The sequence below is a fragment of the Pseudomonas sp. LBUM1653 genome (assembly GCF_059716115.1).
In genome coordinates, this window is record NZ_CP166803.1 from 6804101 (window position 1) to 6819076 (window position 14976).

12 protein-coding genes are annotated in these 14976 nt (G+C 61.6%); 2 read left to right on the forward strand and 10 right to left on the reverse strand.

The window, feature by feature from the left end; all coding sequences use genetic code 11:
- The first annotated feature begins 50 nt into the window (after positions 1 to 50).
- The gene (tfpB, locus tag ACA054_RS30835) at positions 51 to 1835 is read left to right on the forward strand and encodes a type IV pilus assembly ATPase TfpB (RefSeq protein WP_497687491.1); all 1785 of its coding nucleotides are present in this window, start codon (positions 51 to 53) and stop codon (positions 1833 to 1835) included.
- Positions 1836 to 1905: 70 nt separating this feature from the next.
- A complete protein-coding gene (locus ACA054_RS30840) occupies positions 1906 to 2223 on the forward strand; it encodes a DUF2388 domain-containing protein (RefSeq protein WP_497687492.1) in 318 nt (105 codons plus the stop codon).
- A 146-nt stretch (positions 2224 to 2369) separates the two neighbouring features.
- Here ACA054_RS30840 and gcvP read toward each other — a convergent pair whose 3' ends face one another.
- From gcvP to ACA054_RS30890, 10 genes are all read right to left on the reverse strand, one after another.
- On the reverse strand, positions 2370 to 5243 hold the full coding sequence (gene gcvP / locus ACA054_RS30845) for an aminomethyl-transferring glycine dehydrogenase (RefSeq protein ID WP_497687493.1): 2874 nt from the start codon (positions 5241 to 5243) through the stop codon (positions 2370 to 2372).
- A 214-nt stretch (positions 5244 to 5457) separates the two neighbouring features.
- Complete coding sequence (gene gcvH / locus ACA054_RS30850) at positions 5458 to 5841, reverse strand: glycine cleavage system protein GcvH (RefSeq protein ID WP_497687494.1); 384 nt, start codon at positions 5839 to 5841, stop codon at positions 5458 to 5460.
- Between the two features lie 50 nt (positions 5842 to 5891).
- The gene (gcvT, locus tag ACA054_RS30855) at positions 5892 to 6974 is read right to left on the reverse strand and encodes a glycine cleavage system aminomethyltransferase GcvT (RefSeq protein ID WP_497687495.1); all 1083 of its coding nucleotides are present in this window, start codon (positions 6972 to 6974) and stop codon (positions 5892 to 5894) included.
- 155 nt (positions 6975 to 7129) lie between these two features.
- Positions 7130 to 8746 (reverse strand): ABC transporter permease, encoded by a 1617-nt coding sequence (locus ACA054_RS30860; RefSeq protein ID WP_497687496.1) that lies wholly within the window; start codon positions 8744 to 8746, stop codon positions 7130 to 7132.
- Positions 8747 to 8904: 158 nt separating this feature from the next.
- Positions 8905 to 9909, reverse strand: a complete 1005-nt coding sequence (locus ACA054_RS30865) for an extracellular solute-binding protein (protein WP_497687497.1) — start codon at positions 9907 to 9909, stop codon at positions 8905 to 8907.
- A 220-nt stretch (positions 9910 to 10129) separates the two neighbouring features.
- A complete protein-coding gene (locus ACA054_RS30870) occupies positions 10130 to 11347 on the reverse strand; it encodes a 2-octaprenyl-3-methyl-6-methoxy-1,4-benzoquinol hydroxylase (protein WP_497690397.1) in 1218 nt (405 codons plus the stop codon).
- A 9-nt stretch (positions 11348 to 11356) separates the two neighbouring features.
- Complete coding sequence (locus tag ACA054_RS30875; protein WP_497687498.1) at positions 11357 to 11842, reverse strand: DUF4442 domain-containing protein; 486 nt, start codon at positions 11840 to 11842, stop codon at positions 11357 to 11359.
- Positions 11835 to 13022, reverse strand: coding sequence for a 2-octaprenyl-6-methoxyphenyl hydroxylase (gene ubiH, locus ACA054_RS30880; protein WP_497687499.1), 1188 nt, complete (start codon positions 13020 to 13022; stop codon positions 11835 to 11837). The genes ACA054_RS30875 and ubiH overlap by 8 nt, the downstream gene beginning before the upstream one ends.
- A complete protein-coding gene (pepP, locus tag ACA054_RS30885) occupies positions 13019 to 14353 on the reverse strand; it encodes a Xaa-Pro aminopeptidase (protein WP_497687500.1) in 1335 nt (444 codons plus the stop codon). Before pepP ends, ubiH begins: the two co-directional genes overlap by 4 nt.
- 28 nt (positions 14354 to 14381) lie before the next feature.
- Positions 14382 to 14939, reverse strand: coding sequence for a YecA/YgfB family protein (locus ACA054_RS30890; RefSeq protein ID WP_497687501.1), 558 nt, complete (start codon positions 14937 to 14939; stop codon positions 14382 to 14384).
- Between the last annotated feature and the right edge of the window lie 37 nt (positions 14940 to 14976).

Here is a 14976-nt window from a genome sequence, read left to right on the forward strand (position 1 = left end):
CTGCAGGGTCACGACTATCCTTTGCGCACTGTTGTTCAAAAGGAGCCCGCATGTCCGTTCAAATCGCCTTTCAGGACCGCTGGCTGGATCTCAATGATGTGCTGCGAGAACTGGTCGCCCAAGGCTTTGTCAGCCAGGACTCGGCCGAACAGGCGCTCAACGCCCGACGCCGTCACGCCGCCAATGGCCAGATGCACCCGCTGGAATTCATCGCCAGCCAACAGCTGGACGACCTCAGCCGTCCCGGCAAGCACCTCGACCTTGAAAGCCTGACCCTGTGGCTGTCCCAGCAGGCCGGCCAGCCTTACCTGCGTATCGATCCGCTGAAAATCAACGTCGCGGCCGTGACTCCGCTGATGTCCTACGCCTTCGCCCAGCGCCACAAAATCCTCGCGGTGTCGGTCGATCGCGATGCAGTGACAGTCGCCAGCGCCCAGCCTTACGTGAACGGTTGGGAAGCAGACCTGACCCACGTGCTGAAGCTGCCGATCAAACGCGTGGTGGCCAACCCGGTGGACATCCAGCGTTTCAGCGTGGAGTTCTTTCGCCTGGCCAAATCGGTCAGTGGCGCGAACAACGCCGATCAACAGGTCAGCACCCTGGGCAACTTCGAACAGTTGCTCAACCTCGGCGCCAGTGATCAGGAGCCCGACGCCAACGATGCGCACATCGTCAATATCGTCGACTGGCTGTTCCAGTACGCCTTCCAGCAGCGCGCCAGCGATATCCACATCGAGCCCCGGCGCGAACAGGGCACGGTGCGCTTTCGCATCGACGGCGTGCTGCACAACGTCTACCAATTCCCGCCACAGGTGACCATGGCCATCGTCAGTCGCCTGAAAAGCCTCGGGCGAATGAACGTCGCAGAGAAACGCAAACCCCAGGACGGCCGGGTGAAAACCAAGACCCCGGAGGGCGGTGAAGTCGAGTTGCGGCTCTCGACCTTGCCCACGGCCTTCGGCGAAAAAATGGTCATGCGGATCTTTGACCCGGAGGTGCTGCTCAAGGATTTCGATCAGCTGGGTTTTTCCGCCGACGACCTGCGGCGCTGGCAGGACATGACCCGTCAGCCCAATGGCATCATCCTGGTCACCGGGCCGACCGGGTCGGGCAAGACCACCACGCTCTACACCACCTTGAAAAAGCTGGCGACGCCGCAGGTCAACCTCTGCACCATCGAGGACCCGATCGAAATGGTCGAGCCGGCGTTCAACCAGATGCAGGTCCAGCACAACATCGACCTGACCTTCGCCGCCGGTGTCCGGGCGCTGATGCGGCAAGATCCGGACATCATCATGATCGGCGAGATCCGGGATCTGGAAACCGCCGAGATGGCAATCCAGGCCGCCCTCACCGGGCACCTGGTGTTGTCGACGCTGCACACCAACGATGCGCCCAGCGCTATCAGCCGCCTGCTGGAACTCGGCGTGCCGCATTACCTGATCAAGGCCACCGTGCTCGGCGTAATGGCCCAACGCCTGGTGCGCACCCTGTGCCCACACTGCAAGGCCCCGCAAACCCTGGGCGAGGAAGACTGGCAAACCCTGACCCGGCCCTGGCAGGCACCGCTGCCTGGCAACGCCCAGCGCGCCATTGGCTGCCTGGAATGCCGCGATACCGGCTACCACGGTCGTGCCGGGGTGTACGAAATCATGCAACTGAGCGACGGCTTGAAGGCGCTGATCAATCCCGACACTGACTTGATGGCCGTGCGGCGACAGGCGTTCAAGGAAGGCATGCGCAGCCTGCGACTGTCGGGTGCGCAGAAAGTGGCGGCGGGTTTGACGACGATTGAGGAGGTGCTGCGGGTAACGCCGCAGAGCGAGCAGAAGTAGGTGGGCCGTTATGGAACTCGATTGGGGGCCGACAATCCAACATCGCAGTTAATCAGTGGAGTCACCCATCATGCGTTTCAAAGTTGCTGTCGCTACCATCGCCTTGTTGTCCCTGCCTGTCGGCTCGGCGATGGCTGATAGCTTTTGGCGTAACGTCCTTACCTCCGGTGCAACCACCGGTTCGACCTACCTGACGTTCAAGGATAACAAGATGATCGTCGCTGCCCAGGACGATGCCGGCAGCTTTGTCGCCAGTGACGGCGGCATTCGCGGCCCGTACCTGGAAGCGGCGATGCAGAAAGTCCGCGCCGACAATCCGGGGCTGCAGGCCACGGATATGGAACTGGCGAATGCGATCCTGGCGAAGAACGCCGTGGCTTCGGAATAAGCCAGGTTGCCGAACAAGAAATGCCGCTCACATGAGCGGCATTTTTTATGGACGTTTAAAAGCAAAGATCGCAGCCTGCGGCAGCTCCTACAGGGGATCGCGTTTCAATGTAGGAGCTGCCGCAGGCTGCGATCTTTTGATCTTGCCTAACGGTATTCATCCAGGGGCACACACGCACAAAACAGATTCCGGTCACCGTAGACATTGTCCACCCGGTTCACCGCCGGCCAATACTTGTGCGCCTTGGTGTGCGCATCGGGCGTAATCGCCTGCTCGATGCTGTAGGGACGCTCCCAGATCCCCGTAACATCGGCCAGCGTATGCGGCGCACGCTTCAACGGGTTGTCCTCGGCCGGCCAGTTGCCGTTTTGCACCTCGGTAATTTCCGCGCGGATGCTCAGCATCGCGCCGATAAAGCGGTCCAGCTCCGCCTTCGATTCACTTTCGGTGGGTTCGACCATCAACGTCCCCGGCACCGGAAACGACATGGTCGGCGCATGGAAGCCATAGTCCATCAGACGTTTGGCAACGTCCTCCTCGCTGATGCCGGTAAGCGCCTTCAAGGGTCGCAGATCGAGAATGCATTCGTGGGCCACCCGCTCGTTGCGCCCGGTGTAGAGCACGGGGAACGCGCCGGACAAGTGCCGCGCCAGATAATTGGCCGCCAGGATCGCCACTTCGCTGGCGTCGGCCAGTTGCGGCCCCATCATGGCGATGTACATCCAGCTGATCGGCAGAATGCTTGCACTGCCCCAGGGCGCCGCACTGACCGCGCCATTCTGTGGCTGCGGTCCATCGATAGGCACTACCGGATGGTTGGCTACAAACGGCGCCAGGTGGGCGCGCACGCCAATCGGCCCCATACCCGGCCCACCGCCGCCATGGGGAATGCAGAAGGTTTTGTGCAGGTTCATGTGTGACACGTCGGCGCCAATGTCCGCCGGGCGCGCCAACCCGACCTGGGCATTGAGGTTGGCGCCGTCCATGTACACCTGGCCGCCGTGGCTGTGGATAACTTCACAGATCTCACTGATGCCTTCCTCGTACACGCCATGGGTCGACGGATAAGTCGCCATTAGACAGGCCAGTTGATCCCCGGCCTGGGCGGCCTTTTCTTTCAGGTCGTCCAGATCGACGTTGCCTGCCTCGTCACACTCGACAATCACCACGCGCATCCCGGCCATTTGCGCCGAGGCGGGGTTGGTGCCGTGAGCCGACGACGGAATCAGGCAGATATCCCGCCCGCCCTGTTGGCGGCTCTCGTGGTATTTGCGGATCGCCAGCAGCCCGGCGTATTCGCCTTGGGCCCCGGAGTTGGGCTGCATGCAGATCGCATCGAAACCGGTGATCGCGCAAAGCCAGCGCTCCAACTCTTCGATCATCAATGTATAACCGAGGGCCTGTTCTCTGGGCGCAAACGGATGCAGGTTGGCGAATTGCGGCCAGGTGATCGGGATCATCTCGCTGGTGGCGTTGAGCTTCATGGTGCACGAGCCCAGTGGGATCATCGATTGATTGAGCGCCAGATCCTTGTTTTCCAGCTGCTTGAGGTAACGCAGCATCTCGGTTTCGCTGTGGTGGGCGTTGAACACCGGGTGGCGAAGATAGGGCGAGGTTCGTGCCAGCGTGTCGGGAATGCCGCCAGCCAGGGTTTCAGCGTCCAGTTCGTCGACGTTGAGCCCATGATCAGCCCCCAGGAACAGGTCGAACAGTTTCGCCACTGTGGTTTCGTCAGAGGTTTCGTCGAGGCTCAGAGCCAGTTGCCCACGCCCTAGAATGCGCAAGTTGATCTGCGCGGCCTGGGCGCTTTCGATGATCGCGGTCTGGGTGCCACCGACTTCCAGGGTCAGGGTGTCGAAGAAGTGTTGGTTGAGACGGGTAATGCCCTTGCGCTCAAGACCAGCGGCAAGGATGCAGGTCAGCCGATGGACGCGCTGGGCAATCCGTTTCAGTCCTTCCGGGCCGTGATAAACCGCGTAGAAACTGGCGATATTGGCCAGCAGTACTTGCGCGGTGCAGATGTTCGAGTTGGCCTTTTCACGACGGATATGCTGCTCGCGGGTTTGCAGCGCCATGCGCAGGGCAACGTTGCTGCGGGCGTCTTTCGAAACGCCGATGATGCGTCCCGGAATCGCCCGTTTGTACTCGTCACGGCTGGCAAAAAACGCCGCGTGAGGGCCGCCGTAGCCCATGGGTACGCCGAAACGCTGGGATGAGCCGAACACCACGTCGGCGCCCAGCTCTCCCGGCGGGGTGAGCAACAGCAGGCTCAGCAGATCGGTGGCGACACACGCCAGCGCCTGCTGGGCATGCAGATGATCGATCAACGGACGCAGGTCACGGATCTCGCCGTGGGTGTCGGGATATTGCAGCAGCGCACCGAACACCTGGTGCTGTTTCAAGTTATCCACAGCGTCGACGATCAGTTCGAAACCGAAACCTTCGGCGCGGGTTTGCACCACGGAAATGGTCTGCGGATGGCAGTTTTCGTCGACAAAGAACAGATTGCTTTTCGACTTGGCGACCCGCTTGGCCAGGGCCATGGCTTCGGCCGCCGCGGTGGCTTCATCCAGCAGCGAGGCGTTGGCCAGTTCAAGGCCCGTGAGGTCGATGGTCAATTGTTGGAAATTCAACAGCGCTTCAAGCCGGCCCTGGGCGATTTCCGGTTGATAGGGAGTGTACGCGGTGTACCAGCCGGGATTTTCCAGGACGTTGCGCAGTATGACGGCCGGCGTCAGCGTGCCGTGATAGCCCATGCCGATCAGGCTGGTCCAGACCTGGTTTTGCTCGGCGTAACCGCGCAGCTTGGCCAGCGCGGCTTCTTCGTCGAGGGCCGGCGGCAGGTCGAGTGGCCGGTTCAGGCGGATTCCCGGCGGTACCGTCTGCTCGATCAGCTCGACCCGGCTGCCGAGGCCGAGGCTGTCGAGCATCGCCTGTTGCTCGGCAGCATCAGGCCCGAGGTGACGGCGAAGAAAGGCATTGGGGTCGCGTAACTGGCTCAAGGACGGCAACTGGGACATGACGGGCTCTCTCTTGACTGGCGCTCAGCGTCGATGCAACACGGTCAAACCAGCATAGCAGCCCGCTGAAGATCAAAAGATCGCAGCCTGCGGCAGCTCCTACAGGGGATCGCATTTCAATGTAGGAGCTGCCGAAGGCTGCGATCTTTTGATCTTGATCTGCCAGACACAAAAAAGCCCCGACAGGTCGGGGCTTTGGGGTAACGCTGAAGGCTTACTCGCCGATGGCGGCCTTGTAAGCCGCTGCATCGAGCAGTTTTTCCAGGTCAGCCGTGTTGCTTGGCTTGATTTTGAAGATCCACGCGCCGTACGGGTCGGAGTTGAGCAGCTCTGGAGAAGCACTCAGATCTTCGTTGATCGCAATCACTTCGCCGCTAATCGGGGCGTAGATGTCGGAAGCGGCCTTGACCGATTCCACCACACCGGATTGATCTCCAGCAGCGAAGATTTTTCCGACTTCGGTCAGCTCAACGAACACCACATCACCCAGCGCTTCCTGCGCGTGATCGCTGATGCCCACGGTGACGGTGCCATCGGCTTCCAGGCGAGCCCATTCGTGACTCTCGGCAAAACGCAGGTCGGCAGGGATATCGCTCATGTTCTGTGTCCTCAGGAAAATTATCGGCGGTCCACGCCCGCCGGAAAAGGTTAGATCAAGGTTTTGCCATGGCGTACGAAGGTCGGCTTGACCACTCGGACCGGGTACCACTTGCCACGGATTTCCACTTCTGCGCGGTCGGCAGTGGCCATCGGCACGCGCGCCAGTGCAATCGACTTGCTTAGCGTAGGAGAGAAACTACCACTGGTGATCTCCCCTTCGCCAACATTGGCGATGCGGACCACTTGATGAGCGCGCAAAACCCCGCGTTCCTCAAGGACCAGACCGACCAGTTTGTGTTGTACGCCGCCGCTGCGCTCGGCTTCCAGAGCCGTGCGGCCGATGAACTGGCGAGCGGCCGGTTCCCAGGCAATGCTCCAGGCCATATTGGAGGCCAGCGGGGAAACGTCCTGGTGTATGTCCTGACCGTACAGGTTCATGCCCGCCTCGACCCGCAGGGTGTCACGCGCGCCCAGGCCAATGGGGGAAATGCCCGCCCCCACCAGATCGTTGAAGAACCCCGGCGCCTGGTCGGCGGGTAGAATGATTTCCAGACCGTCTTCACCGGTGTAGCCGGTGCGTGCGATGAACCAGTCACCGTCGAGCCGGCCTTCGAATGGCTTGAGCTTCTGGATCAATGTGCCGCGCGCCTGGCTCACCAGTTCGGCAATCTTGTGCCGGGCATGGGGGCCCTGAATGGCCAGCATTGCCAGTTCGGAACGCTCGTTGAGCTGCACGTCGAAACCGTCGAGATGCGCCTGCATCCACGCCAGGTCCTGATCGCGGGTAGAGGCGTTGACCACCAGGCGGTAAGCGCTTTCGAGGCGATAGACGATCATGTCATCGACGATACCGCCGCGCTCATTGAGCATGGTGCTGTACAACGCGGTACCGGGTTTGTGCAGGCGTTCGACGTCGTTGGCCAGCAAATGCTGGAGCCATGCCTTGGCCTGGGGGCCGTCGACGTCGATCACGGTCATGTGGGATACATCAAAAACACCGCAATCGCGGCGCACCTGATGGTGCTCCTCGACCTGGGATCCATAATGCAGAGGCATATCCCAACCGCCAAAATCGACCATCTTCGCGCCGAGGGCGAGATGAAGGTCATACAGAGGCGTACGCTGTCCCATGGGTTTCTCCTTCCGGGCGTGGCGAAGGTGCGGGCGAGTGATACTGCGTGCGAGAACCTTGAAATTAAAGGCTTCCAGCCGTTTTCACTACCTTGTCTGTCAGACGGACCGCACCGAATGCCGCGCATTGTAGCCGCAAGGTGTAGGACTGACACCTAGCTGTTTCGATGCGCCGAACGTCGTATCAATCCGATGACCGGTAGCAGCCCGACTAAAACCAAGGTCAAGGCCGGCAAAGATGCCCTCGCCCACTCGCCTTCACTGGTCATTTCGAAGATCCGCACCGCCAGCGTGTCCCAGCCAAACGGGCGCATCAGAAGGGTCGCAGGCATTTCCTTGAGCACATCGACGAACACCAGCAACGCCGCGCTCAACGAACCGGGGAGCAGTAATGGCAGATACACTTTGAAAAACAGTCGCGGCCCACTGACGCCCAGGCTACGTGCCGCTTCAGGCAAAGATGGCCGTATTCGCGCCAGACTGCTTTCCAGCGGACCGTACGCCACGGCGATGAAGCGCACCAGATAGGCCAGCAGCAACGCCAACAGGCTACCCAGCAGCAACGGCTTGCCAGCCCCACCGAGCCAGCTGGAGAGCGGGATCACCAGCTCGCGATCCAGGTAACTGAACGCCAGCATGATCGACACCGCTAATACCGAACCCGGCAAAGCGTAGCCAAGATTGGCCAGGCTGACCCCGGCGCGGATCCCCTGGGTCGGCGCCAGCCGCCGGGCAAACGCCAATACCAGGGCGACACTGACGGTGATCAACGCCGCCATCGTCCCCAGGTACAACGTGTGGATGATCAGGCCGGTGTAACGTTCATCCAGATCCAGGCGCCCGCGCTGCCAGAACCACACCACCAGCTGCAGCATCGGAATGACAAAGGCGCAGGCGAACACCAGAGCGCACCACCCCGTCGCCAACAGCGCCTTGAGGCCGCGCAGGTGATACAACGCCTTGACCCGTGGCCGTTCGTTGCTCGCCCGGTTGGCGCCGCGGGCACGACGCTCGCCGTACAGCACGAGCATCACCACCAGCAGCAACAGGCTGGCCAGTTGCGCGGCGGTGGAGAGGCTGAAAAACCCATACCAGGTCTTGTAGATGGCGGTGGTGAAGGTGTCGAAGTTGAACACCGACACGGCGCCGAAATCCGCCAGGGTTTCCATCAGCGCCAAGGCTACGCCAGCACCGATTGCAGGGCGCGCCATGGGCATTGCCACGCGCCAGAACGCTTGCCATGGGGATTGACCGAGCACCCGCGCCGCTTCCATCAGGCCCTTGCCCTGAGCCAGGAACGCGGTGCGGGCCAGCAGATAAACGTAAGGATAGAAGACCAGCACCAGTACCAAAATCACCCCGCCGGTGGAGCGCACGCGCGGCAAGCGCAGGCTACTGCCGAACCACTCCCGCATCAGGGTTTGCACGGGGCCGGCAAAATCCAGTAGCCCGACAAAGACGAACGCCAGCACATAGGCCGGAATCGCAAAGGGCAGCATCAGTGCCCAGTCCAGCCAACGCCGACCGGGGAATTCGCAGAGGCTGGTGAGCCAGGCCAGGCTCACCCCCAGGACCGTTACGCCAATACCGACACCGAGCAGCAGCGTCAGGGTGTTACCCAACAAGCGCGGCATCTGCGTGTCCCAAAGGTGGGACCAGATCTGCTGGTCGATGACTTGCCAGGACAGCAGCAGGACGCTGAGGGGTAGCAGGACCAGCGCAGCGATGGCGAAGACCAGGGGATACCAGCGGCGTTGGGCGGGGTGGGCCAAGGAAAAGCTCTCGTTTAAATGATTGTGCCCACGCTCTGCGTGGGCACACACCATGTGACGCTCTGCGTCACGCTTCGACGCGGAGCGTCTGTGGATGCATTCCCACGCAGAGCATGGGAACGATCAGTGTCTCGAAGGCGCGCAGTATACCGGTGGTATCAGTTCCAGCCAGCTCGATCCATCATGCGAATCGCTTCGGCCTGGCGCTTGCCGGCAACTTCCACCGGCAGGGTGTCGGCAATGAACTTGCCCCATGCAGCGACTTCGGCCGATGGCTGCACGGTCGGGTTGGCCGGGAATTCCTGGTTCACGTCGGCGAAGATCTTCTGCGCCTCCGGCGTGGTCATCCACTCCACCAGGGCCTTGGCCGCTTCCGGGTGCGGCGCGTGCTTGATCAGGCCGATGCCCGACAGGTTGACGTGCACGCCGCGATCCGCCTGGTTCGGCCAGAACAGTTTCACCGGCAGATCCGGCTTCTGCTTGTGCAGGCGGCCATAGTAGTAGGTGTTGACGATGCCGACGTCGCACTGGCCCGCATTGATGGCCTCGAGCACCGCCACGTCGTCGGAGAACACCTCAGTGGACAGGTTGTTGACCCAGCCTTTGAGGATCTTCTCGGTTTTCTCGGCGCCGTGTACTTCGATCATGGTAGCGGTCAGGGACTGGTTGTAAACCTTCTTCGCCGTGCGCAGGCACAGACGACCTTCCCAGTTCTTGTCGGCCAGCGCTTCGTAGGTGGTCAGTTCGCCCGGTTTCACCCGGTCGGTGGAATAGGCGATGGTCCGCGCCCGCAGGCTCAGGCCGGTCCAGGCATGGGAGGCCGCACGGTATTGCAGCGGAATGTTGGCATCGATGGTTTTCGAGGTGAAGGGCTCTAGGAGGCCCATCTGCTCGGCTTGCCAGAGGTTACCGGCATCGACGGTCAGCAGCAGGTCGGCGGGAGTGTTCTCGCCCTCGGCCTTGATCCGCTGCATCAGCGGCGCTTCCTTGTCGGTGATGAACTTCACCTTGGTGCCGGTTTTCGCGGTGTAGGCATCGAACACTGGCTTGATCAGTTCATCGATGCGCGAGGAGTAGACCACCACCTCGTCAGCGGCCTGGGCGGCGGTGCTGCCGATCAGAGTCAGGGCCAGTGCGGTCAGTAGACGCTTCGGTGCCAACATGGGAGCGGTCTCTCGATTGAAAAAGTGAGGACAAATGATAAGGACTCACATTTGCCTTCTCAATCGAACAGTTCTCGGAGGAGTTACCAGATGTTGCACGGCGGGAATTGATAGTGAATGTGCCGACGCCTTCGCGAGCAGGCTCGCTCCCACGGTTTTAATGCATTCCATTGTGGGAGCGAGCCTGCTCGCGAAGAGGCCATCAGCCGCAGCGAAGATGTCAGGCCTTGGCCAGCGCCGGCAGATCCCCGATCAACCCCAATGCCTCACGCACAAACAGCGCCTTGGCCTCGGGCATCCGGTCGACCATGTTCAACCCGGCATTACGCAACCAGCGCACCGGCAACGGGTCAGCCTGGAACAGCCGTTCAAACCCTTCCATCGCCGCCATCAGCGCCAGGTTATGCGGCATGCGCCGACGTTCGTAACGGCTCAGCACCTTCACATCCGCCAGGCGCTCGCCACGGGTGCTTGCCTGCAACAGGACTTCGGCCAGCACAGCAGCATCGAGGAAACCGAGGTTCACGCCCTGCCCGGCCAACGGGTGAATGGTGTGCGCTGCATCGCCGATCAGGGCCAGGCCCTCAGCCACATAACGCTTGGCATGGCGCTGACGCAGCGGCACGCACAGACGCGGGTCCGCACTGATCACCGTGCCAAGCCGACCTTCGAAGGCCCGCTCCAGCGCACGACAGAAACCCTCGTCATCCAGTGCCATCAAATGTTCGGCTTCGCTCGGAGTGGTCGACCAGACGATCGAACACCAATCCTGCTGACCGTCGCGCTCCAGCGGCAGAAACGCCAAGGGGCCATTGTCGGTAAACCGCTGCCAGGCGGTCGCTTGATGAGGTTTGGAGCTGCGCACGCTGGTGACGATGGCATGGTGCATATAATCCCACTCCCGCGTGGCGACCCCGGTCAGACGCCGCACCGCCGAATTAGCGCCATCCGCCGCGATCACCAGCGGTGCGCGCAAGGTGCGGCCATCGGCGAGGGTCAGCAGCCAGTCGTCACCGGAGCGGCGCATCTGTTCCAGCCGTGCGTTGGCCAGCATTCCCAAATCGCAGTCGTGCAAACGGTCGAGCAAGGCATCCTGAACCACGCGATTTTCAACGATGTGGCCCAGCACATCAGCGTGCACGGTGGTTGCCGAGAAGTGGATTTGCCCGGTGCCGCTGCCGTCCCAGACGTGCATGTCGCTGTAGGGACTGCTGCGCCGGCTGGCAATACCATCCCACACGCCCAGCCGTTCAAGAATTCGTTGGCTGGCGGTGGACAAGGCACTCACCCGCGGTTCGAACGGCGCCTGAGCGTCAAAGGGTTTGACGCTCATTGGGCTGCCGTCCAGCAACAGGACTTCCAGCCCGCTGTCCTGCAACGCCAGCGCCAGGGCGCTGCCGACCATTCCGGCCCCGACAATCAGCAGATCTGCGCGCATTTCCATGCTTTAAGCCTGTCTCGCTTGCGGCTTGAGCCGCACGTAAAGGGTTTTTCCGACACGTGCCACCAGGTTGCCGGCGCCGTCATGAATATCGACCTGCAATTGCGGCAGGTACTTTTTGCCATCCGCCGTCTGCCGACGGATCTCGTCGAGCAAGGTGTCATCGATATTGAAACGGGCGAACACCGGACCTTTTCCCGGCGCGATGAAATCGATGTCGGCGGCCTTGTCCCAGACGATGTAATCGCGACCCAGGTTTTCCATCAACATCAGCATGAAAAACGGGTCGACCATCGAATACAGGCTGCCGCCGAACTGCGTGCCGACGTAGTTACGGTTGTACCAACTCAGGCCCATGGACACCTGGATGTCACGAAAGTCATCGCTGATGTGCCGCACCCGAACCCCGGCGCCAAGGTACGGCGGATAGAAGTTCATGAACCGGCACATCAAACGGGCCTTGCCAAACCTGCGTGTCAGCCACTTAAACATCAGGGCGAGTACCCAGGCCCATGGCTTGCCGGGCAAACCAGCGCTTGGCCGGCGGCAGCAGGTCAAGACCGAGCAGGCCCAGATTGCGCCCCAATGACACCAGAGGCTGAGTACTGCCGAACAGGCGCGTGACCTGGTCGGAGAAACCCACGGTGAGGTTCTGGTCCAGTCGCTGGTGCTCGCGATAATCCTGCAAGGTGGCGAAATCCCCCGGCAGGTGTTCGCTGGCGAGCAGCGCATCGGCCAGCGCCTGGGCATCGCGCAGGGACAGGTTGAACCCTTGGCCGGCAATCGGGTGCAGGCTGTGGGCAGCATTGCCGAGAACCACCAGGTGCGAGCGCACCTGCTCTTCGGCCTCCACCAACGCCAGCGGATACAAGTGCCGCACACCGACTTGCTTCAATGTGCCGAGGCGATAACCGAACACGCCCTGCAATTCGCTAAGAAACGCACGGTCATCAAGAGCCGCCAGACGTTGCGCATCCATGCCCAGACGGGTCCAGACCAGCGCACAACGGTTGTCCGGCAACGGCAGGAACGCCATCGGGCCGTCATCGGTGAAGCGTTCGAAAGCCATGCCGTTATGGGCTTCGCTCGGGGTGATGTTGGCGATCAGCGCGCTCTGGTTGTACGGGCGTTTTTTAATGCCGATGCCCAGTTGCTCGCGCAAGCCGGAACGGCCGCCATCGGCGAGCACCGCGAGATCGCAATCGAGCGTGGTTTCGTCATTCAGGGTCAGGCGATAGCCGTCGGTGAGCGGCTCCATGCGCGTGACTTCCGCCGGGCAACGCCAGTTGATCACGTCCTTGTCCAGGCCTTGCCACAGGCAATGGCCGAGCCAGGCGTTTTCCACCACATAACCCAGCGCCGGAACGCCCTCTTCCATCGCTGACAGTCGCGCCGTGGAAAAACGCCCACGGTCAGAGACGTGAATCTGCTTGATCGGCTCAGCGCGGCGGGAGATTTCCTGCCAGATGCCCAAGCGCTGATAGATTTGCCGCGCACCGAAAGACAACGCTGTGGAACGCGCGTCGTAACTGGGTTGCCAGGTGTCACCGGGGGCAAACGGTTCGATCAGTACGATCTTCCAGCCACGGGCACGGGCACCGGCCTGCAACGCCAACGCCAGACTGGCACCGACCAGGCCGCCACCGATAATCGCCAGATTGACTCGACTCATGCCGCTTGTGTCCGTGCTTGCGCCATCAGGGCCTCGATCTCGGCGACGGTTTTCGGTACGCCTTTAGTCAGGATTTCACAGCCGGTTTTAGTGACCACGACGTCGTCCTCGATGCGCACGCCAATGCCGCGCCATTTCTTTGCCACGCTCTGGTTGTCCGGAGCGATATAGATCCCCGGCTCCACGGTCAGCGCCATGCCCACCTCGAGCACGCGCCATTCGCCGCCGACCTTGTACTCGCCGACGTCATGCACATCCATTCCCAGCCAATGGCCGGCGCGATGCATGTAAAACGCCTTGTAGGCTTCGCTGGCTATCAGTTCTTCGACGTCGCCCTGCAACAGTCCCAACTCGACCAAGCCCGAGGTAATCACGCGGACCGTAGCTTCGTGAGCCTGATTCCAGTGTTTGTTCGGGGCAATCTCGGCAAATGCAGCTTCCTGGGCCGCCAGCACCAACTCGTAGATGGCCTTCTGTTCCGCCGAATACTTGCCGTTGACCGGCCATGTACGGGTGATGTCGCTGGCATAGCAGTCGATCTCACAACCGGCGTCGATCAGCACCAGATCGCCGTCCTTGAGCAGCGCGTCATTCTGCTGGTAGTGCAGGATGCAGCTGTTGCGCCCCGACGCGACGATCGAGCCATAGGCCGGCATCTTCGCCCCGCCCTTGCGGAATTCGTAATCGAGCTCGGCTTCCAGGCTGAATTCATGCAACCCCACACGGCTGGCCTGCATCGCCCGCACGTGCGCCTGGGCGGAAATCCGTGCGGCTTCGCGCATCACCTTCACTTCTGCCGCCGATTTATACAGGCGCATGTCGTGCAGCAGATGATCCAGGGCAACGTATTCGTTCGGCGGCTGGGCCCCAAGGTTGGCCTTGGAGCGGATCACGTTGATCCAGTCCATCAGGTGCCGGTCGAATTCCGGGTTGCTGCCCATCGCCGAATACACCCGATCGCGGCCTTCGATCAGACCGGGCAGGATGTCGTCGATATCGGTGATCGGGAAGGCGTCGTCGGCACCGAAGTCGCGAATCGCGCCCTCTTGCCCGGCGCGCAGGCCATCCCACAACTCGCGCTCGGCGTTGCGTTCACGGCAGAACAGGATGTATTCACCATGCAGACGCCCCGGCATCAGGACCAACACGGCCTGAGGCTCGGGAAAACCGCTGAGGTACTGGAAGTCGCTGTCCTGACGGTAGACGTGCTCGACATCGCGGTTGCGGATGGCCACCGCGGCGGCGGGGAGAATGGCGATGCTGTTGGGTTCCATCTGCGCCATCAGGGCCTTGCGGCGACGGCTGTATTCCGATTTCGGGATATGAATCATGGGCAGATGGCTTTCCCTGGCTTTTTGATCAGTGCAGCGACGGCTTGGCGGCAGCCGCCACGTCTTTCTTGGTTTCGGAGAACAGCAGCAACGGCGCGATGCGCACGTACTCCATGACTTCCATATAGTCGCTTTCGCCGTCGTCGGACTCCTCCAAGGCGTCTTGCACCTGGGAAATGGCCGCCAGATCCTGCAACACTTCGGTGGCCTCGGTGCTCAGCATGCTACTGTCGCGGCAGTTCAAGCCGAAACCACTGAGGAAGCCCTGGCACCATTGGCCCAGAGCCGCGGCACGATCGGCGAGTGGGGCATCGTCGGTTGGCAGCAACAGAACGACGGTTACGTCGTCGCCGGTGAGCTCGCCCTTGACCATCTCTTGCAGGCCGATCAAGGCATTGCGAACGTTGTCCTTCGGCTCGCTTTCGAGCAGTTCGGCGGCGTCGATCAGCCAGCCTTCGGCATCAAAGCCGGCGCCGGCGCAGCTGCGGCCGAGCAGCAGGCCGTGCAGTTCGGCAGGCGAGACGTTATGACCGCTGGAGGTCAGCAGGGTGGCGAAGGCTTGGTACGGAGAATTCTGAATGGGCATGGGCAGCTAGGCGCCAGACGGCGCTATGTCTAGAATG